The organism is Brevundimonas sp. (genome assembly GCF_035935935.1).
Lineage (GTDB): Bacteria > Pseudomonadota > Alphaproteobacteria > Caulobacterales > Caulobacteraceae > Brevundimonas.
The window spans coordinates 362,017-381,289 of the sequence record NZ_DASYWO010000005.1 but is presented as its reverse complement, the minus strand read 5'-3'; the positions used below and the strand labels follow the sequence as shown (position 1 = coordinate 381,289).

The 19,273-nt window shown below is 70.6% G+C and carries 18 protein-coding genes and 1 pseudogene; 5 read left to right on the top strand and 14 right to left on the bottom strand.

Annotation, left to right across the window (positions count from 1 at the left end):
• The first annotated feature begins 11 nt into the window (after nucleotides 1-11).
• Nucleotides 12-1,022 carry an adenosine deaminase gene (locus tag VGR32_RS06660; RefSeq protein ID WP_327449316.1) on the top strand — a complete coding sequence of 337 codons (1,011 nt, stop codon included), beginning with the start codon at nucleotides 12-14 and terminating at the stop codon, nucleotides 1,020-1,022.
• Between the two features lie 48 nt (nucleotides 1,023-1,070).
• Here VGR32_RS06660 and VGR32_RS06655 read toward each other — a convergent pair whose 3' ends face one another.
• Both VGR32_RS06655 and VGR32_RS06650 read right to left on the bottom strand, forming a co-directional pair.
• Entirely contained in the window at nucleotides 1,071-2,105 is a 1,035-nt protein-coding gene (locus VGR32_RS06655) for an alpha/beta hydrolase (RefSeq protein ID WP_327449314.1), read from the bottom strand.
• 75 nt (nucleotides 2,106-2,180) lie between these two features.
• A complete protein-coding gene (locus VGR32_RS06650) occupies nucleotides 2,181-3,977 on the bottom strand; it encodes a M3 family oligoendopeptidase (protein ID WP_327449312.1) in 1,797 nt (598 codons plus the stop codon).
• 147 nt (nucleotides 3,978-4,124) lie between these two features.
• Between VGR32_RS06650 and VGR32_RS06645 the strand changes: the two genes are divergently transcribed.
• Nucleotides 4,125-5,579, top strand: coding sequence for a sigma-54 dependent transcriptional regulator (locus VGR32_RS06645; RefSeq protein ID WP_327449434.1), 1,455 nt, complete (start codon nucleotides 4,125-4,127; stop codon nucleotides 5,577-5,579).
• On the opposite strand, the gene VGR32_RS06640 is transcribed toward VGR32_RS06645, so the two are convergent.
• The 3 genes from VGR32_RS06640 to ykgO form a co-directional block, all read right to left on the bottom strand.
• Nucleotides 5,576-5,920, bottom strand: coding sequence for a hypothetical protein (locus VGR32_RS06640; protein ID WP_414642896.1), 345 nt, complete (start codon nucleotides 5,918-5,920; stop codon nucleotides 5,576-5,578). The genes VGR32_RS06645 and VGR32_RS06640 overlap by 4 nt on opposite strands.
• Nucleotides 5,921-5,958: 38 nt before the next feature.
• Entirely contained in the window at nucleotides 5,959-6,240 is a 282-nt protein-coding gene (locus tag VGR32_RS06635) for a DUF2312 domain-containing protein (RefSeq protein ID WP_327449310.1), read from the bottom strand.
• Between the two features lie 177 nt (nucleotides 6,241-6,417).
• Entirely contained in the window at nucleotides 6,418-6,543 is a 126-nt protein-coding gene (ykgO, locus tag VGR32_RS06630) for a type B 50S ribosomal protein L36 (RefSeq protein WP_125256569.1), read from the bottom strand.
• A gap of 210 nt (nucleotides 6,544-6,753) precedes the next feature.
• Here ykgO and VGR32_RS06625 point away from each other — a divergent pair, with 210 nt between their 5' ends.
• The gene (locus VGR32_RS06625; RefSeq protein WP_327449432.1) at nucleotides 6,754-8,043 is read left to right on the top strand and encodes a lytic murein transglycosylase; all 1,290 of its coding nucleotides are present in this window, start codon (nucleotides 6,754-6,756) and stop codon (nucleotides 8,041-8,043) included.
• 1,218 nt (nucleotides 8,044-9,261) lie between these two features.
• Here VGR32_RS06625 and VGR32_RS06620 read toward each other — a convergent pair.
• The 8 genes and pseudogenes from VGR32_RS06620 to petA form a co-directional block, all read right to left on the bottom strand.
• Nucleotides 9,262-9,657: pseudogene (locus tag VGR32_RS06620) on the bottom strand (TadG family pilus assembly protein); the annotation flags it as partial.
• The gene (locus VGR32_RS06615) at nucleotides 9,657-10,100 is read right to left on the bottom strand and encodes a TadE/TadG family type IV pilus assembly protein (RefSeq protein ID WP_327449307.1); all 444 of its coding nucleotides are present in this window, start codon (nucleotides 10,098-10,100) and stop codon (nucleotides 9,657-9,659) included. The gene VGR32_RS06615 and the pseudogene VGR32_RS06620, both read right to left, overlap by 1 nt.
• A gap of 97 nt (nucleotides 10,101-10,197) precedes the next feature.
• Nucleotides 10,198-10,668, bottom strand: coding sequence for a MarR family winged helix-turn-helix transcriptional regulator (locus VGR32_RS06610; RefSeq protein ID WP_327449304.1), 471 nt, complete (start codon nucleotides 10,666-10,668; stop codon nucleotides 10,198-10,200).
• 108 nt (nucleotides 10,669-10,776) lie between these two features.
• Nucleotides 10,777-12,438, bottom strand: coding sequence for a M28 family metallopeptidase (locus tag VGR32_RS06605; RefSeq protein WP_327449302.1), 1,662 nt, complete (start codon nucleotides 12,436-12,438; stop codon nucleotides 10,777-10,779).
• Between the two features lie 74 nt (nucleotides 12,439-12,512).
• Nucleotides 12,513-13,085 carry a DUF1579 domain-containing protein gene (locus tag VGR32_RS06600; RefSeq protein ID WP_327449301.1) on the bottom strand — a complete coding sequence of 191 codons (573 nt, stop codon included), beginning with the start codon at nucleotides 13,083-13,085 and terminating at the stop codon, nucleotides 12,513-12,515.
• Nucleotides 13,086-13,208: 123 nt separating this feature from the next.
• On the bottom strand, nucleotides 13,209-14,063 hold the full coding sequence (locus tag VGR32_RS06595; protein ID WP_327449299.1) for a cytochrome c1: 855 nt from the start codon (nucleotides 14,061-14,063) through the stop codon (nucleotides 13,209-13,211).
• Nucleotides 14,064-14,080: 17 nt separating this feature from the next.
• Nucleotides 14,081-15,376: a cytochrome b gene (locus VGR32_RS06590; protein ID WP_327449297.1), complete on the bottom strand. Its 1,296-nt coding sequence runs from the start codon at nucleotides 15,374-15,376 to the stop codon at nucleotides 14,081-14,083.
• Between the two features lie 14 nt (nucleotides 15,377-15,390).
• A complete protein-coding gene (gene petA, locus VGR32_RS06585; protein ID WP_327449295.1) occupies nucleotides 15,391-15,930 on the bottom strand; it encodes a ubiquinol-cytochrome c reductase iron-sulfur subunit in 540 nt (179 codons plus the stop codon).
• A gap of 161 nt (nucleotides 15,931-16,091) precedes the next feature.
• Here petA and VGR32_RS06580 point away from each other — a divergent pair, with 161 nt between their 5' ends.
• Nucleotides 16,092-16,526, top strand: coding sequence for a tRNA (cytidine(34)-2'-O)-methyltransferase (locus tag VGR32_RS06580; protein WP_327449293.1), 435 nt, complete (start codon nucleotides 16,092-16,094; stop codon nucleotides 16,524-16,526).
• Between the two features lie 35 nt (nucleotides 16,527-16,561).
• The gene (locus VGR32_RS06575; protein WP_327449291.1) at nucleotides 16,562-17,962 is read left to right on the top strand and encodes a response regulator; all 1,401 of its coding nucleotides are present in this window, start codon (nucleotides 16,562-16,564) and stop codon (nucleotides 17,960-17,962) included.
• 3 nt (nucleotides 17,963-17,965) lie between these two features.
• Here the strand turns inward: VGR32_RS06575 and VGR32_RS06570 are convergent, their stop codons facing one another.
• Entirely contained in the window at nucleotides 17,966-19,228 is a 1,263-nt protein-coding gene (locus tag VGR32_RS06570) for a dipeptidase (protein WP_327449289.1), read from the bottom strand.
• Between the last annotated feature and the right edge of the window lie 45 nt (nucleotides 19,229-19,273).

The following is a 19,273-nucleotide window of genomic DNA, read 5'->3' as shown; positions in this document are numbered from 1 at the left end:
AGGAGGACGCCATGACCGATCTCGCCGCCTACGCCGCCGGCCTGCCCAAGGCCGAGTTGCATCTGCACATCGAGGGCTCTCTGGAGCCCGAGCAGATGTTCGCGTTCGCGCGCCGCAACGGGGTGGCCATTCCGTTCGAGAGCGTGGAGGCGGTGCGGGCGGCGTACGACTTCTCCAACCTGCAGGACTTCCTGGACATCTACTATGCCGGGGCCGACGTGCTGCGGACCGAGGCGGACTTCCACGACCTGGCGCTGGCCTATTTCCGGCGCGCGGCGGCGGACAGCGTCCGGCATGCGGAAATCTTCTTCGACCCGCAGACGCACACGGACCGCGGCCTGCCGTTCGGCGTGGCGGCCGACGGTCTGCTGTCGGGGATGAAGGCGGCGGAGCTGGAGCTGGGCGTCACGTCGAAGCTGATCCTGTGCTTCCTGCGGCATCTGGACGAGGACGCGGCGCTGGAGACGCTGAGGGCCGCCGAGCCGTGGCTGGACCGGATCGTGGGGGTCGGGCTGGATTCGTCGGAGGTCGGGCATCCGCCGTCCAAGTTCCGGCGCGTCTTCGCCCGCGCCCGCGACATGGGGCTGAAGCTGTGCGCCCACGCCGGCGAAGAGGGCCCGCCGGAGTACGTGCACGAGGCGCTGGACCTGCTGCACATCGACCGCATGGACCACGGAAACCGGTCGATGGAGGACGAGGCGCTGATCCGGCGGCTGGCCGACGAGCGGATGACGTTGACGGTCTGTCCGCTGTCGAATTTGAAGCTGTGCGTGGTGAACGACCTGAAGGATCACCCCGTGCCGGAGATGCTGCGGCGCGGCCTGCACGTCACCCTGAACTCGGACGACCCCGCCTATTTCGGCGGCTATGTGAACGACAATTACGTGCGGCTGGCCGAAGCCGTCGGCCTGACGCGGGGCCAGTTGACGCAGATCGCGCGCAACAGCTTCGAGGGCAGCTTCCTGAGCGAGCCGGAGAAGGCCGCGCGGATCGCCGAGGTCGAGGCCTACGCCCGGGCATAGAAAAGGGCGCGGCCGGCGCCGCGCCCTTTCCCGTCGGTCCACCCGGACTCAGATCGGCAGGATCGCCGTGCCGAAGGCGCGCTTCAGCTCGTGGGCGGCGAACTGCTGGGCCACGGCCGCGTCCGGCACCACCAGCCCCATGCCGAAAAACTCGTGAGTCGAGCCGTGGAAGGTCTTGTGCCGCACGTCCACGCCGGCAGCCTCCAGCTTTTCGATCAGCCGCTCGCCTTCGGTCCGGAGGGGATCGATCTCGGCCAGGATCACCGTCGTGGACGGCAGGCGTGACACGTCGGCGGCGCCGACCACGTCCACGCGGGGGTCCTTCGTCTCGCTCTCGTCGGCGAAGGTGTGCTTCACGAACCATTCGATCATGGCCTTGTTCAGCGGCTTGGCGTCGGCGTTCTCCACGTAGCTCTCATTGTTCAGGTCGGCGCCCACCAGCGGATAGACCAGCACCTGATGGGCGGGGGCGGGCAGGCCCTGATCCCGGGCCGCGATCGAGACGTTGATGGCCAGGTTGCCGCCCGCGCTTTCGCCCATCACCGCTATGCGACGCGGGTCGCCGCCGATGGACCGGGCGTTGTCCAGCGCCCAGCGCCACGCCGCCACCGCGTCTTCGTGCGCCGCGGGGAACCTGTTCTCCGGGGCCTGGCGATAGTGCACCGACAGCACCACCACGTCGGCGAAGCGGGAAACGCCGCGCGGGCCGCCGTCATAGACGTCCAGATCGGCGATGACGAAACCGCCGCCGTGGAAGTAGACCACCAGCGGCTTCAGGTCGCCGGAGTCGAGGTCGGGGCTGTAGACGCGCGCCTGCAGCGGGCCGCCGGCGCCGGGAATGGTGACGTCGCGGGTCTGGATTCCCACCGTCGGGTCCTCGTCCCTGATCGTCTCTTCCAGGATCGCCTTGACGGCGTCCGTCGGCGTCGGCTGGCGACGCGCCTCCTCCGGCGTGCAGGTTTCGATCGGCTTCGGATTCAGGCGCGCGTGATGATCCAGCACGTGCTGCATCGGCATGTCCGGCTTGGCCGGCGTGGTGCGCGCCTGGTCGTCGCGGCCGAGGATCTTGTCGAGAAGGGACATGGGGAGGTTCCGCTTTGCTGGGGGATGTGCCCCGCCGAAACCTGCGTCCCTTCAACATGTTCCTTATTGTAAAGCTCAGACCAGCGCCTCGAACTCGTCGACCAGCCGCTCCAGGCGCCGCGTGCCGATCTGCCAGAAGGCGGGATCGCGCGGGTTCAGGCCGAAGGGCTTCAGCGCCTCGACGTAGGTCTTCGTCCCGCCCGCGGCCAGCAGGTCGCGATACAGCGGCGTGAAGGCCGCGGGATCGGCGCGGCGCGTCTCCATCAGCGCGGCGGTCAGCAGGTCGCCGAAGGCATAGGCGTAGACGTAGAAGGGCGAGTGGACGAAGTGGCTGACGTAGGCCCACCACACGTCGTAGCCCTCGTTGAGCGTCACCGCCGGGCCCAGCGAGGCCCCCATCTCCTCCAGCCAGATCTCGCCGATGCGCTCCACCGGGACCTCGCCGCCCGCCCGCTCGTCGTGGAAGCGGGTCTCGAAGCGGTGGAAGGCGATCTGTCGCACCACCGTGTTCAGCCCGTCCTCGATCTTGCCGGCCAGCAGACCGCGCCGTTCGGCGGGCTTCGCCTCGGCCAGCAGGCGGTCGAAGGTCAGGCCCTCGGCGAAGATCGACGCCGTCTCCGCCAGCGTCAGCGGCGTGTCGGCCAGCAGTGTGCCCTGATCCGCCGCCAGCGTCTGATGCACGCCGTGCCCCAGCTCATGGGCCAGCGTCAGCACGTCGCGGCGCTCGCCCATCCAGTTCAGGAAGACGTAGGGGTGCCGGTTCGCCGTCACCGGGTGGGCATAGGCGCCGGACTGTTTGCCCGGGCGGGCGCGGGCGTCGATCCACGGCCGGTCGAAGAAGCCGCGGGCGCGGTCCGCGAACTCGGGCCCCAGCGCCGCGAAGCTGTCCAGCACGACCTCCCGCCCCTGCCCCCAGTCGAAGCCGCGCGGGCCCTTGGTATCCAGAGGCGCGTTGCGGTCCCAGTGGTCCAGCGTGGCCTTGCCCAGGGCCTTCGCCTTCAAGGCATAGTATCGGTGCGACAGCCGCGGATAGGCTTGCGCCACGGCGTCGGCCATGGCGTCGACGGCCTCGCCATCCACCTCATTGGCCAGGTGGCGGCTGTCGGCGGGACGGGCGAAGCCGCGCTTGCGGCCTTCCAGCGCATGCTCGGCGGCGACCGTGTTCAGCACCATGGCCAGCACCCGCGCCTCGCCACGCAGGGCCTCGGTAAGGCCCTCGGCCGCCGCCTTGCGCCGCGCCGGCCTGGGATCCGACAGACGGTTCAGCGCCTCGGCCAAGGTCAGGGCGTCCTTGCCGGCCTTCACCTGCAGCGCGGCGAGCGTTTCGTCGAACAGGCGCGGCCACTGGGCGCTGATCGGCATCCGCTCGGCCAGCCACGTCTCCAGCTCGGCCGACAGCTCGTGCGGCTTCTGCGCGCGCACGCGGCGCAGCCACGGACGCCAGCGGGCGGCCGGCGCATGGGCCGCCAGAGCGGCGTCGAGCTCCGCGTCGTCGAGCTGGTTGATCTCCAGCGTCAGCCAGACAGTGGGGGTGGCGACGGCGGCGATCTTTTCACGCACGTCCGCCTCGAACCCCTGAGCCGCCGCGTCGTCGCGCGCCGTCGAGGCGGCTAGGAAGGCGTAGGCCGCGATGCCGCCGAGCGCGTCGGACGCCTGTTCGTACAGGGTCACGGCGCGATCCAGCCGCGCGCCCAGTTCCGCCGCTTCGGTGCGGGCGGCGAGCAGCCGGCCCTCGAGCGCGCCAAGCTCGGCCACCTGCGCCCGCGCCGCGTCCAGATCGGCGGCGATGCGCGCGTCGTCGCGGCCGGCGTAGAGATCGGACAGGTCCCACAGGGGAGCGTCGGCGTCGGGGCTCTTGAAGGGGGCGTTCATGGCCTGAGGTATGGGGTCGGCCGATCCGACCGACAAGACGCGTCAATGCCCCGTTCACCACGCCGCCGAACCCGATCTTCACGGCCTAACCCGTAGAAACGTCCCGAAATGGGTCGCTTTCGGGCGGCGAAGACGGGGCTGGAGACGATGGCCAAGACGGTTCTGGTGGTGGACGACGACCCCACCCAGCGGCGCCTGATCCAGGCGGTGCTGGAGCGCGAAGGGCTGGGCGTCGCCCAGGCCGAAAGCGGCGGTCAGGCGATCGACCGGATGACCGCCGGCGGCGGGGCGGACCTGATCCTGCTGGACATGGTGATGCCGGGCATGACCGGGCTGGAATGTCTGGCCGAGCTGCGCGCCGCGGGCGTGTCGGCGCCGGTGATCGTGCTGACGGCCAACGGCGGCATCGAGACCGTCGTCAAGGCCATGCAGGCCGGGGCGCAGGATTTCTTCGTCAAGCCGGTCAGCCCCGAGCGCCTGATGGTCGGCGTGCGCAACGCGCTGCAGATGACCCAGCTGACGGCAGAGGTCGGACGGCTGAAGAAGCAGGCGGCCAACCGCACCACCTTCGACGATCTGGTGGGCCAGAGTCCGGCCATGCGTCAGGTCAAGGCCATGGGGTCGCGCGCGGCGAAGTCGGGCATCCCCGTGCTGATCACCGGCGAGAGCGGCGTGGGCAAGGAGGTCATCGCCCGCGCCCTGCACGGCGCCAGCGACCGCGGCGGCAAGCCTTTCGTGGCGGTGAACTGCGGCGCGCTGCCGGCCAATCTGGTGGAGTCGATCCTGTTCGGCCACGAGAAGGGCAGCTTCACCGGCGCAACCGACAAGCATCCGGGCAAGTTCAAGGAGGCCGACGGCGGCACCCTGTTCCTGGACGAGATCGGCGAGCTGCCGCTGGACATGCAGGTCAAGCTGCTGCGCGCGCTGCAGGAAGGCGAGATCGACCCGGTGGGCTCCAAGCGCCCGGTCAAGATCGACGTGCGCATCGTCTCGGCGACCAACCGCGACCTGGCCGAACAGGTGAAGGCGGGCGCCTTCCGCGAGGACCTGTTCTATCGCCTGAACGTCTTCCCGATCGAGGCCCCGGCCCTGCGTGACCGCCGGGAGGACGTGCCGGCGCTGGTGGATCATTTCGTCGGCCGGTTCAACGTCGAGGAGGGCAAGCGCGTCATGGGCTGCGCGCCCGAGACCCTGGCCCTGCTGACCGCCTTCGACTGGCCCGGCAACGTGCGGCAGCTGGAGAACGCGGTGTACCGCGCCATCATCCTGTCGGACGCGCCCTATCTGCAGCCGCACGACTTCCCGGCCATCTCGGGCGTCGCCATGCCGGTGCTGGAGAGCGCGCCCGAAGCGACCGCGCCCGTCGCGACGCCGTCGGGCATCGAGATGCCCCCGGCCCCGGAGGTCCCGATCCGCATCCTGGACGACCGCGGCCACCTGCGGACGCTGGAGGAGATCGAGCGCGACCTGATCCAGCACGCCATCGAGGTCTATGCCGGCCACATGTCGGAGATCGCGCGGCGTCTGGGGATCGGGCGGTCGACGCTGTACCGCAAGGTCCGCGAGCAGGGGCTGGAGGAGCAGATCAAGGAGGCGGGCTAACCCGGCTCGTCGTCTCGCCTGCGGGGCCCCCGCGCCTCCCCCTTCGCCTTCTTGGTGATCTCTTTCAGCTTGCGCCCCTGCATGGCCGAGAGCGCCTGACCGGGCGTACCCTTTTCCGGGTCGGCGAAGGCGCGGCCGTGGGTCTTCACGCGCTCGCTCACGGAATGGATGAACTCTCCCTCCCATTCGGAGAGCGTCACGCCGGCCTTGTCGGCGGCGCGTTTGGCCCGCTTCAGGGCGTTCAGGGCGGCGCGTTTCGTCGCCTCGCGCTGGGCCTCGAACGGGGACGGCGGGGGCTTTTTCGCAGGCGGCGTCTTCGCGGACGGGGGTTTGCGGGTCAGCCCGCCGGAGCGCTTGAGCTCGCCCGTCCGCTTCAGCGTCAGATCTCGCCGAGGGCCGAGAGGTAGAGGTCCAGAATGGCCTCTTCCTCCTGGCGCTTGGCCTTGTCCTGCTTGCGGATGCGCAGGACCTTGCGCAGCGTCTTGACGTCGTAGCCCTCGCCCTTGGCCTCGGCGAAGACCTCCTTCATGTCGCCCGCGATGGCGGCCTTGTCCTCTTCCAGCCGCTCCAGACGCTCCACGATGGTGCGCAGGCGGCCCTGGGCGGTCGAGGTCAGGACGTCGGGCGAGGCGTCGAAGGCGGCGTCGTCGGCGGGCATCATGTTTCCTTGCGCTAACGCTCGCGACGCGGTCGCTCGCTGCTTGAGCGCGATCAGAGAAGGGGTCCAACAGGCTTAATCAGCGCGGCGAACGCGCTCAACCACGGGCAAGCAAAAGGCCGCGGACGGATGCCCGCGGCCTGTGGATGCTTTGCCGCCCCCGAACGGAGGCGCGTCGCCTCAGCCCTGCTTGGCCTTAAAGCGCGGGTCGGTCTTGTTGATCACGAAGACCTTGCCCTTGCGGCGCACGACCTTGCAGTCGCGGTGGCGGGTCTTGAGCGACTTGATCGAGCTGCGGACTTTCATGGAAGTCGGGGCCTCAGAAGCGAAATGAAACGGCCGCGGGCACGAGGGCTCGCGGCGGGAACGGGGCGTATAGAGGCGACGCACGGAAACGTCAACCGCCGTGGGACCCCAAAGCCACGCCCCGCCTCGGTTTGGCCCAGGTCCTGCAACGGTTTGTTCGTCTGCGCCGCTTAGCCAGGAATCATGCCCCAGAAAACCGTCCGCCCCGCCATGCGTCTGACCTCGAAACTCCTGCTGGTGCTCACCGTCGCGGCCTGCGCCCCGATGGTCGAAACGCCGCCCATGCCGGTGACCCTGCCGCCGGAGCCCGCGCAGCCGCGGCCCGTTTCCCCGACGCCCCAACCCGAGCCGCAGCGACCGGCCGAACCCGCCGTGGACCAGGCCGGGTTCGACGGATGGAAGCAGGGGTTTCTGGGTCGCCACGGCGGCGCCCGCCGCGCGGAGTACGAGCGCGAACTGGCCGGCCTGACGCCCGATCCTTCCGTGGTGCGGCTGGACCGCAACCAGCCGGAGTTCAGCCGCCCGGCCGGCGCCTACGTCCAGAACGCCGTGACGCCGGCGCGAATCGCCCAGGCCAAGCAGCGCGCCGACCGCGTGCCGTGGGACGTGGTGCAGCGGTTCGGCGTGCCGACCGAGATCCTGCTGGCCATCTGGGCGCAGGAAAGCGCGTTCGGGGCGGTGCAGGGCGACTATGACGTCATCCGGTCGCTGGCGACGCTGGCCTATGATGGTCGCCGCCGCGACTGGGCCGAGGCGCAGCTGAAGGACGCGCTGGACATCGTCGTCGACGGCCGCCGCGCCCGTTCGGGTCTGAAGGGCAGCTGGGCCGGCGCCATGGGCCAGACCCAGTTCATGCCGGACAACTTCCTGCGGCTGGGCGTGGACCAGACGGGCGACGGCCTGGTCGACATCTGGGGTTCGGACGCCGACGCCCTCGCCTCCGCCGCCAACCTGTTGGCGCGCGCCGGGTGGAAGCGCGGCCAGTCATGGGGCTATGAGGTGATCCTGCCGCCCGGCTTCGACTATGCGCTGGCTGAAGGCGACAGGCGCCCGTGGAGCTTCTGGGAGGCGCGCGGCGTGCGTCTGGCCGGGGGCGGCCGACCGTCCGACGCCGAAGCGGCCGAGACGGGAGCGATCCTGCTGCCGCAGGGCGCGCGCGGCCCCGCTTTCCTCGCCCTGCCCAACCACTACGTCATCCGGGCCTACAACAACTCCGTCTCCTATGCGCTCGCCATCGGGCTGACGGCCGACGGCGTGGCCGGCAGGCCGGGTCTGGTCACGCCCTGGCCGGAGGAGGCGCCGATCAGCCGCGACCAGCGGGTGGGCGCGCAGCGGGCCCTGACGGCGCTGGGCTACGACACCCAGGGCGTGGACGGCGTGATCGGCGCCAACACGCGGGCCGCCCTTCGGCGCTGGCAGGTGGCCAACGGGCGACTGCCGGACGGGCACCTGACCGCGGCGCTGGCGGACGAGCTGATCGCGGTGGCGCAGGGACGCTAGCCGACCAGCTCGTCCGCCGGGGCTGCAGTCGAGGCCGTTCAGCCTGACGTCGGCCTGACCCAGCCGCACGCCCAGCAGGTCGAGCAACGGGTCGAGCAGTCCGTCCAGCACGGCTGCGACCGGCGTCAGCAAGGCGCCCAGCGCGTCCTGAAGGCCGCCCGTGCCCACGCCGAGGCCCGGCGTGCTGACCTTCAGCTCAAGGCCGCCCAGCAGGCTGGAGGCGAGAGACGAGGTGATCGACGTGGTGCTGACGGATTTCGTCGCACGACCGGCGACCTCAGCCCCCGACCAGGTCAGCGGGCGGAAGGTCGGCTGGGCCACCTCGATGCGTGACCTGCCCTCGACCGTCACCACGCCCGCCACGCCCAGCAGCGTCGCCCGGTCGACCGTCAGGTTCCGCGTGAAGTCGGAGAAATGGCGAGCATCGATCGCCCCGATCGCCCCCCGTGCCAGACCCGGACGGGCGTCGATGGTCACGGTCCCGGCCGGGCAGTCGATGGCGGCCAGCCGCGCTTCCGAATGCGCGGCTTCCAGCAGGACGGGGAGCTCGACGCGCGCCAGTCCCGCCAGCTTGTCCGACGTGACCGCGCGCACCAGAAGACGGACCTGGCGGGTGCGGATCACCGGCTCGCCGTCGCCGGTCACGGTCAGCCATGCCGTTCGGTGGGGCGGCTCGCCGATGGCGAGATCGACCTTCGTGGAGGCCAGACCGGGACTTGCGCCGAGGTCCAACGCCGCCTGCCGGTCGCCGCCGGCGACGGTGGCGACGGCCATGACCAGGTCCAGGGCGGAGACGCGCGCGGCCAGACCTTCGGACAGCACGTCGCGCGCGCCCGGCTCGAGCGCGATCAGATCGCCCACGGTCAGGCTGCGGCCGGCCATCGCGCGGGACAGGGTGGCGACCACGGATCCGGCGCGCGCGTCGACCAGTCCCTCGATCGGCTCGAGGGCACGGCCCGCGTCGATCCGGCTTTCCAGAACCGAGTCCGTCCGGCCCGCGTCGACGCCCGCCTGCGTCGCGAGGCCGTTCCAGTATCCGAGCAGATCGACTTCCGTCGACCCCAGCGCCTGCCAGTCCGCCAACGACAGCGAGATCTGCGATCCCGTCAGACCGGTCAGGAGCGCGTTGGCGACGCCGTCGTTCAGACCGGCGACCCGCGAGCCGATGGAGAAGGCCGCGCGCGGCTGATGCGGCCGCGCGGCCCGCGCGCTGCGCCGCAGGGTGAAGGTCTGACGCCCCAGCAGGAGGGCGCTGAAGTAGAGCGGCGTCTCCTTGTGGAGGGTCACGCGGACGGCGTTGGGGGTCGCGCCGCCGGGCTGGAATCGCAGGTGCGGCGCCAGCCCGGGGTCGGGCCGATAGACGCCCACCTCGGCGTCCACGCGCGCGATGTCCGGGGCGTTGGCCGAGGCCGTGGCGGACGCGAGCTCGTGGGCGCGCTCCAGACGGGTCACGGCCGAAAGGGCCGCCAGATCCGCGGCGCCCTGCAGCCGTCGGGCCTCCAGCGCCACCGAGCCGACGTCGATGGCGGCGGCCAGGGCGCAGACCAGCCCCGCGGAGCCGGCCGCCATGACCGCGACGCCGCCGCGGCGGTCCCGGGCGAAGGTCCGCACCATCAGCCGTTCCCCGACACCACCGCCGTGCGCTCGATCGTCGACGGCGGAGACGGGATCAGGGTCTTCAGCGCCATGACCGGATGGTCGGAGGCGTCGAAGCGCACGGTCACGCGGGTGGCGTCCGGCGCCACGGTCACGACCTGGGTGAGCCTGGCGGGGGCGAGGCCGGCGTCGGCGGCATGGCTGCGGACATGCGCCACCGCGAGGGCGCGACGTTCCGCGTCGTCCAGTCCGGCGAGGGACGCGCGCGCGCCCTCCACGGCCAGCGACTGCACGCCGATGGCCAGCACGAACCACACCGAATAGACGCAGATGCCGCACAGCAGCAGCAGGAAGATCGGCGCGACGATCGCGAACTCCACCGCCGAGGCGCCGCCGCGGTCATGACGCAGTGCGTGCAGCCTTGCCGCCATCGCGTCCGCCTTGCGCCGTGTCGTCTCCATGTCGGTCCCCGTCGAACAGATCGACAGGTTTGACGCGGCAGGGCTGGCGGTCCGTGAAGCGTCGTGCCGGACCGGACGATCCCGCGATGGGAAGATCTCAGCCGACGATGGCGCAGAACCGCGACAGTCGCGTCCGGAAATCATCGACGGCCTGTCGATCCAGCCCCGCGGGCGCCGCCTGACGGGCCGCTTCGGCCAGCATGTCGTCGACCAGCGCCTTGCCCACGACGGTCAGCACGATCTGGTTGACCCGTCGGTCGTTCGGATGCGCCTGACGCCGGACCACCCCGTTGGATTCCAGGGCGTCGATCAGGCGGGTCGCGCTGGACGGGGACATGCGCAGGATGCGCGCGACCTCGACCTGCGGCATGCCGCGCCGCCCGGCCCGGGCGATCTCGTGCAGCGCGAAGGGCGTCAGCGCCGCGCCTTCCATGCCGGGGATCCGCGCCTGAAACCGGTCCGTCAGCGTGGTGGCCGCGGCGATGATCTGCCGGAGCCCGTCGAGAATGTCCTCGGCCGCCGCGGGACCCGGTGCCCGCTCGTGCGAGGACGCCGCATAGGTGGTCATGCCCTGCCTCCGCCTATCAACGCGCCCGATGTTCGACAACTTTTGGTTGTTTGTCGAGTTCAATCACGCGATGATCGCGGCGCGGGACGGCGGCGCGGCTCCGGGACGTCAGCGTCGGGCGGCGGCGCTGCGATCCCGCACCGGGCCGAACTCCGACGTGGGCGACCACTGCGGCCAGTCCCGGGAAAAGGCGAGGTCGCGGCCGACGGCGTAGACCGCCTCCAGGTCCTGCACCGCGCCCCGGAAGTCCATGACCGGCAGCCATCCATCCTGGGCCTGATGGTAGCGCCGGGCGCCGTATTCGTCCCGAGCGGCCACGCGATCGGCGATCGGCTCGTCGAGGAAGTCGCCCGAGCCCTTGGGATAGGCCATCGGCACGCCGCGCTTGGCCAGCGGGAAGTGGTCCGACCGGAAATAGGTCCCGGCGGCGTTGTTCGTGTCCGGGACGATCACGCGGCCCTGCGCCGCGGCCGCGGCGGCCAGACGTCCGTCCATGTCGGCGGACTGGCCATGTCCCGTCACGCCAAGGCCCGACAGCCGGCCGTAGACGTTCATGGCGTCCAGGTTGAAGCCCGCGACGGTGGTCTCGAGCGGATAGAGCGGGTTGGCGGCGTAGAACTCCGAGCCCAACAGGCCCGACTCCTCCGCGGTGAAGGCGATCATCACGATCGACCTTTCCGGGCGCGGTCCCGCCCCCCAGACCCGCGCCAGTTCCAGCAGGCCGGCGATGCCGGAGGCGTTGTCGACGGCGCCGTTGAAGATGCGGTCTCCCTCGGCGTCCGGCTCTCCCATGCCGATGTGGTCCCAGTGACCGGTGTAGAGGATCGTCTCGTCCGGGTGGGTCGTGCCGGGCAGGCGGGCGATGATGTTGCGGGTGGTGACGGTGGTCGAGGACACGTCGTAGGCGGCGTCGATCGTCACGCCGGACAGGTCGACCGGGCGGAAGTCACGGCTGCGCGCGGCGACCTTCTGGGCCTCAAAGTCGAGACCGGCGCGACGGAACAGATCCACGGCGACGTCGCGCTGGATCCAGCCTTCCAGCGGCACGCGTTCGGCGGCGGCGTTCTGGCGCACGATGTCGAACTGGGGCGTGGTCCAGCTGTTTCGCACGGTCGCCCAGCCGTAGGACGCCGGGGCCGTCTCGTGCACCACGAGGACCCCCGCGGCGCCGCGGCGGGCCGCCTCGTCGTACTTGTAGGTCCAGCGGCCATAGTAAGTCATGGCCCGGCCGTTGAAGGTGTTGAGCTCGGGCTGCTCATAGTCGGCGTCGTTGACCAGCACGACGATGACCTTGCCGCGCACGTCGACGTCCTTGAAGTCGTCCCATTGGCGTTCCGGGGCGGTCGTGCCGTAGCCGACGAAGACCAGCGGCAGGTCGGCCAGATTCTGGCGCGCCGCCGGCAGGCGGGTGGAGATGACGATCTGCTCGCCCTGCGCGACCGGAATCGCCTCTCCGCCAGCCTCGAACTGCGCCCGGGCGTTGGAGACGGTGAAGCGGTTCAGCGTGACGGCCTGCGTCCAGCCGCCGTTCTCGCCGCCCGGCTGGAAGCCCGCGTCGGCGAAGGCGCGGGACAGGTAGTCGACGACCTTGTCCTCCGCCGGGGTGGCGATGCCGCGCCCCTCGAAGGAGTCGTCCGACAGCGCCTTCACGTCGTCCGACACGCGTTGGGCATCGAACGCCGGAGCCGCGCCCCCTCCCCCCGCGTCCATCGAGGCGCAGGCGGAAACGGCCAGCGCGCAGGCGGCGACGGTCAGGAGCTTGAGACGCATGACGAACCCTCTTGAAGACGCGAAGAGGGCCGGACGTTAGGGGGCGGCGTCGGGGGAGTCGAGGCGGCGCCGGCTCAGCGGGGCGACACCGCGCCCGCGCCGGGCCAGTCGGTGTCGCCGACGCGGGTCAGACGCATCTCGATGTAGCGGCGAGGAGGCTGGCCCTCGACCACGTAGTCGCCGACCTCATGCCAGACGCCGTCCCTGACCGTCGCCACGTATTCGATGCGGGCGTTCGGACCTGCGGGCGTCGACCAGCGGAAGCCGTCCTCGGTCGCCTCGAACGGATAGTCGCCCGAGAAGCCCTGGGCATAGCTGCGGAAGCCGTAGCGACCCGCGCGCTCATCCCATGAGATCGTCGCCATGGCGTTGAACTGCGTGTTTCCCTCGGCGTCGTAGCCGCGGCCTTCCACGACCTTGATCGAACCCCCGAGGTGGGAGCCGACGCGCTCGGTCTGGATGAGCTCCTGCCGGCCCTGCGGACCGGTGATGACGGCCGTGCCGCGCCATTCGCCGTCCAGCCTGTCGAGACGGGAGATTGCGGCCCGCTGGGCGGCCGAACCGTTGGGCGACGGCATGGGGACCTGCGCCTGGACGGCGGTGGCGATGAAAGCGACGGCGGCGGACGCGAGAACGGTGCGAAGCATGATGGCCTCCCTCAGATGCTTTGCATCACAAAGCACTTTTCCTAAGGCGACGCAAGGCACGAAAAACCCGCCGGGCCGAAGCCGCGGCGGGTCGATCGTCTCAGCGGTCGAGGCGGACCGGCCTCAGTGCGCCACGCCCTTCCAGATGCGGCGGTAGCTGGCGTAGGTCAGGCCGAGGAACAGCAGCAGGAAGATCATCACGCCGACGCCGGACTGCTTGCGCTGGACCTGATGGGGTTCCGACGCCCAGGCGATGAAGGCGGCGACGTCCTTGGCGTACTGGTCCACCGTCTGCGGCGAGCCGTCGTCGTAGGTCACCTGACCGTTCGACAGCGGCGGCGGCATGGCGATGAAGCCGCCCGGCGGCACGTGGTGGGCGTCGCCCGTCCAGAACGGCGTCATGTCGCCGGCCATGTAGGGGTTGTAGTACTGGCCCGGGTTGATCTGCAGGCCCGCGGGCGCGGCGCGATAGCCGGTCAGCAGGGAGTAGATGTAGTCCGCGCCGCCGTGACGGGCCTTGGCCATGACCGACAGGTCTGGCGGGAAGGCGCCGCCGTTGCTGGCCGCGCCCAGCGTGGCGTTGGCGTAGGGGTTCGGGAAGCGGTCGGCCGGAGTGGCCGGACGCATGATCGGCTCGCCGGTCTCGGTGTCGATGTCGGCGACCTGCACCTCGGCGGCCAGGGCGCGGACGTAGCGGTTCGACGCCGCGTTCTCGGCATGCGGATCCCAGAACGGGCCGCCGCGCTCGCCCAGGGTGCGGAACGACAGCAGGTGCATGCCGTGGCACGAGGCGCAGACCTCGCGGTAGACCTTGTAGCCGCGCTGCAGCTGCCCCTGGTCGAAGGTGCCGAACGGCCCCTCGAAGGTGAAGCCGCCCGAACGCGGATGCTTGGCGCCGCCGCCGGCCGCCAGGGCCGGGGTCGCGGTGATCGCCACGGCCGCGATCAGCACGGCGGCGACGGTCTTGAAGAGGGTCATCGGACGTTCCATCGGGGTCAGACCTCCTTCGTCGCCGGCGTCAGGACCGGCTCGGACACCGAGGCCGGGATCGGCAGAGGCGTCTCACGCAGGCCGACGATCGGCATGATGATGGCGAAGAAGGCGAAGTAGTAGGCGGTGAACAGGCGGGTCAGCCACAGGTAGCTGTTCAGCTCTCCGTCGAAGAGGACGAAGCTGACCATGCCCGGGACGACCGGAGCGTCGGGCAGCTGGGCGCCGCACCAGCCAAGACCCATGCCGACCAGCACGAAGATCACGAAGAAGATCTTCATGGTCGGGCGGTAGCGCATCGAGCGCACCTTCGACGTGTCCAGCCACGGCAGGACGAACAGGATGCCGATGGCGGCGAACATGGCCACCACGCCGCCGAACTTGTCCGGGATGGCGCGCAGGATCGCGTAGAAGGGCAGCATGTACCACTCGGGCACGATGTGCGCCGGCGTCTGCAGCGGGTTGGCCGGGATGTAGTTGTCGGCGTGGCCCAGCGCGTTCGGCATGAAGAAGACGAAGAAGGCGAACATCATCATGAAGAGGATGATCGCGACCCCGTCCTTCACCGTGTAGTACGGGTGGAACGGCAGGGTGTCCTTGGCGGTCCGCTCCTTGGGGATCAGGACGCCGACCGGGTTGTTCTGGCCGGCCGTGTGCAGGGCCCAGAGGTGCAGCACCACCACGCCCAGGATCACGAACGGCAGCAGGTAGTGCAGCGAGAAGAAGCGGTTCAGCGTGGCGTTGTCGATCGCCGGACCGCCGCGCAGCCAGATCAGGATCGGCTCGCCGATCATCGGAATGGCGCCGATCAGGTTGGTGATCACTTCCGCGCCCCAGAAGGACATCTGGCCCCACGGCAGGACGTAGCCGAGGAAGGCGGTGGCGATCATCAGGAAGAAGATCAGGCAGCCCAGGATCCAGATGATCTCGCGCGGCGCCTTGTACGAACCGTAGTAGAGACCGCGCAGCATGTGGATGTAGACGGCGATGAAGAACATCGACGCGCCGTTGGCGTGGACGTAGCGGATCAGCCAGCCGCCGGGCACGTCGCGCATGATGCGCTCGACCGAGTCGAAGGCCAGGGCGATGTTCGGCGTGTAGTGCATCGCCAGAACGATGCCGGTGACGATCTGCACCATCAGGCAGACCATCAGGATTGCCCCGAAGGTCCACCAGTAGTTCAGGTTCCGCGGCGTCGGCAGCGACATGTAGTCGGCGCCGAAGCGGACGATCGGCAGACGGCTGTCCAGCCAGCGCTCGATGCCGGTCTTGGGGACGTAGGTGGATTCGTGTTCGCTCATCTGTCTGCCCCAGCTCAGCCGATGCGCACGGTCGAGCCGGCGGTGAATTCGTAGTCGGGCACCACCAGGTTCAGCGGCGCCGGCCCCTTACGGATGCGGCCCGAGGCGTCGTAGTGCGAGCCGTGGCACGGGCAGAACCAGCCGCCGAAGTCGCCGGCGTTGAAGGTGGGGACGCAGCCCAGGTGCGTGCACGAACCGATGACGACCAGGATGGCCTCATGGCCCGGCTTGGTCCGCTCGGCGTCGGTCTGCGGTTCCTTGAGGTCGGACGCGCGGTCGTCGGCCTTGACGCGCTGCAGCTCCGCGGCGGTGCGGTTGCGCACGAACACCGGCTTGCCTTGCCACTTGATGACGATCTGCTGACCTTCCAGCACCTTGGACGTGTCGAACTCGATGGTCGACAGGGCCAGGGTGTCGGCGGCGGGGCTCATCTGGTTGATCAGCGGCCAGGCGGCCATGACGCCCGCGCCGACGGCCGCGGCGCCCGCGGCGATGTGAATGAAGTCCCGGCGGGTGGCGTCGTCGCCGCCCTCTGTCACGACCGATTCGGCCACGTCTCACCTCTCGACCACCGCGCTGGACGCGGTCTGAAATCCGCGACCTGTTTCCGGCGTCACGACCTGAGCGGACCGGGGCAAACGGCTGACGCCACTTGCGAAACGGTCGCAATTCAGGCCGCGACAAGCCCCCGGGCCGCGCGTATGAGGGCCTTAGAATGCGTCTCGCCCTTTTTCAACCGGCCATCCCGCAGAACGTCGGCGCCTGCATCCGCCTGTCGGCGTGTTTCGGCGTCGAGCTGGACGTCATAGGGCCCACGGCCTTCGCCTTGGACGACCGTGCGATGAAGCGCGCCGCGCTGGACTACGGCCCGCTGGGACACATGACCGCACACGACGGCTGGGACGCATATCTGGCTTCGCGCGCGCCCGGCCGCCTGGTGCTGTTCACCACGAAGGGCGCGACGCCGCTTCAGCATTTCGCCTTCAGGCCGGACGACGTCCTGCTGTTCGGGAGCGAACCGACCGGCGCGCCGGACTTCGTGCACGCCGCGGCCGACGCACGGGTGGTGATCCCCATCCGGGCCGGCGCCCGCTCGCTGAACCTGGCCGTCAGCGCCGGGATCGCGGTCTGGGCGGCGACGTCGACTTAGCGCGGCCTTAAGAGCCGTCGCGGCATGGTGGCGTCATGGCCGCGCGCGATCCGAACTTCGACCCCGCCTGGCGGGCTTGGGACGACCTGAAGCGCCCGGTCTGGCTTTTCGATCCGCACGGACTGCGCGGCGTCTACGCCAACGCCTCGGCCTGCGCGCTGTGGGGCGCGGCGTCGCGGGAGGAGCTTCTGGCGCGGGACTTCTCGCAATTGTCGCCCGCCGTGAGGGCGAGGACCGACCGGCTGGCGAAGGCGACCGTCAACGGCGAGGAAATCTCGGAGCGCTGGACCTTCTATCCGAACGGCGCGCCGGTGACGGTGCAGGCCACCATCTCCACCTACCGCCTGCTGGACGGATCGCCCGTCCTGCTGTTCGAGGCCTCGCCCGTGGACGCCGAGCCCGAGGAGCGGAGGGCGCTGGAGGCCCTTCGGCACACGGACGCCCTGATCAGCCTCTTCGACCCCGACGGCCGCAACCTGTTCTCCAATCCGGCGGCCTACGGCGCCTTCGGCCGGGGCGACCTGCGGTTCGAGGCGCGGTTCGCGGAGCCCGAGATCGCCAGCGACCTGTTGGCCGGCGCGCTGGCCGACGGGGCGACGGGGGTTCTGGCAGAGGTCGTCACCAGGGCGGGCCGTCGGTGGCACCGCCTGGACGCGCGCGTCAGTCTGGATCCCGTGACCGGCGCGCAGGCCCTTCTGCTGAACGAGATCGACGTCACGGGCGAGGTGGAGGCGCGGGCCGCACAGGCGGAGGCCGAACGGCTGGCGGCCGCGGGCGCGGCGCGGCAGTCCCTGCTCGCGACGCTGTCGCACGAGCTGCGGACGCCGTTGAACGCGGTGCTCGGCTTTTCGGGACTGCTGTCCGACCAAGGTCTGGCGCCAGCCCAGGCCGAGCAGGCGGCGCGAATTCATGAGGCCGGGTCCCGCCTGCGCGAGGTGGTCGACGAGATCATCGCCCTCGCCGACGACGGGGAAGCGTCCGCAGCGGCCGGAGGCGGGGCCGAGACGGCCGCAGGGTCGCCGGACCGGGAGCTGCGCGTGCTCTACGTCGACGACCATCCGGCGAACCGTGCCCTGGTGCACGCCGTGCTCACGTCGCAGGGCGTCGCCTGCGCCCTCGCCGAGGATGGGGCCGAAGGCGTGGAGGTCGCCCGAACGGGCGTGTGGGACCTGATCCTGATGGACGTGCAGATGCCGGTGATGGACGGGGTTGCGGCGACGCGCGCGATCCGCGCCCTGCCGGGACCCGCGGCCGAGGTCCCCATCGTCGCCCTGACCGCGAACACGCTGGCGGCGGACCGCCGCGCCTATGCCGAGGCCGGCATGGTCGACTGCCTGGCCAAGCCGGCGTCGGCGGCAGACCTGATGGCGGCCGTGCGCCGCTGGGCCTGCGCACCTCTGGGCAATGCCGCCGGGCCCCTCGCCCTCAGCGCCTGACCGTCACTCCGGCGGGCTGATCCGCTCCAGCCCGGGCCGCTGGCCGGTCTTGCGCCCGGCCACGGCCTCGACCTCGCGCATGACCCGCAGCACGTTCTCGCCCAGCAGCTTGCGGACGTCGGCGTCGGTCCAGCCGCGGCGGTACAGCTCGGCGATCAAGGCGGGATAGGTCTCGACCCCGCCTAGGCCCTCCGGCAGGGCCGAGACGCCGTCGAAGTCGCCGCCGAGGCCGACGTGGTCCACCCCGGCGACGCGGCGCACGTGGTCGATGTGGTCGGCGACGTCCGAGATGTCGGCCCGTGGCGGAGGATTGGCCGCGACCCAGGCGGCGACGCCGTCGGTCACCGCCTTCGGATCACCCGGGTTCAGCGACTTCAGCCGGGCCTCTTCCGCGGAACGCGTGGCGCTCCACCCCCGCACCTCTTCGGACACGAAGCCGGGCACGAAAGTGATCATCACAACACCCCCGTCCTCGGGCAGCAGCCGCAGGACGGAGTCCGGCACGTTGCGCGGGTGACCGGTCACGGCCCGCGCGGAAGAGTGCGAGAAGATCACCGGCGCCTCGGACACCCGCATGGCGTCGAGCATCGTCTCCTCGGAGACGTGGCTCAGGTCGACCATGATGCCCAGGCGGTTCATCTCGCGCACCACCGCCTCGCCGAACGGCGACAGGCCGCCCCATTTCGGCGCGTCGGTGGCGCTGTCGGCCCAGGTGGTGGTCGTCGAGTGGGTCAGCGTCATGTAGCGCACGCCCAGCGCATGGAAGATGCGCAGCAGCCCCAGCGAGTCGTTGATGGAGTAGCCGCCCTCGATGCCGATCAGGCTGGCGATCCTGCCGCCGCGGTGGATGCGCACCACGTCGTCGGCGGTGAGCGCCAGCTCGAAGGCCTCCGGGTGGGCGGCGACCATGCGCCGGACCACGTCGATCTGCTCGAACGTGGCCTGCGCGGCCTCCACCGGCGGCAGGGAGGCGGGCACGTAGACGGACCAGAACTGCCCGCCCATGCCGCCCGCCTTCAGCCGGGGAATGTCCGTGTGCAGGTCGGTGGACGCGTCCAGATTCGTCGCCAGATCGACGGCGTAGGGGTCGGAGTCGTGATTCTCGCGCAGCGCCCACGGCAGGTCGTTGTGGCCGTCGATCAGGGGCGTGCGCTGCATCACGCGGCGCGCGCGTTCCTGCAGCTGGGCGTCGGTGGGATCCTGCGCGAAGGCGGGGGCGCCCAGGAGGGCCGACAGGGCGACGGACGACAGGACGGCGCGGATCATCGAAGGCTCCCGGAGTTTCGGCGGATCATGGCGCGGCGCGGCCCC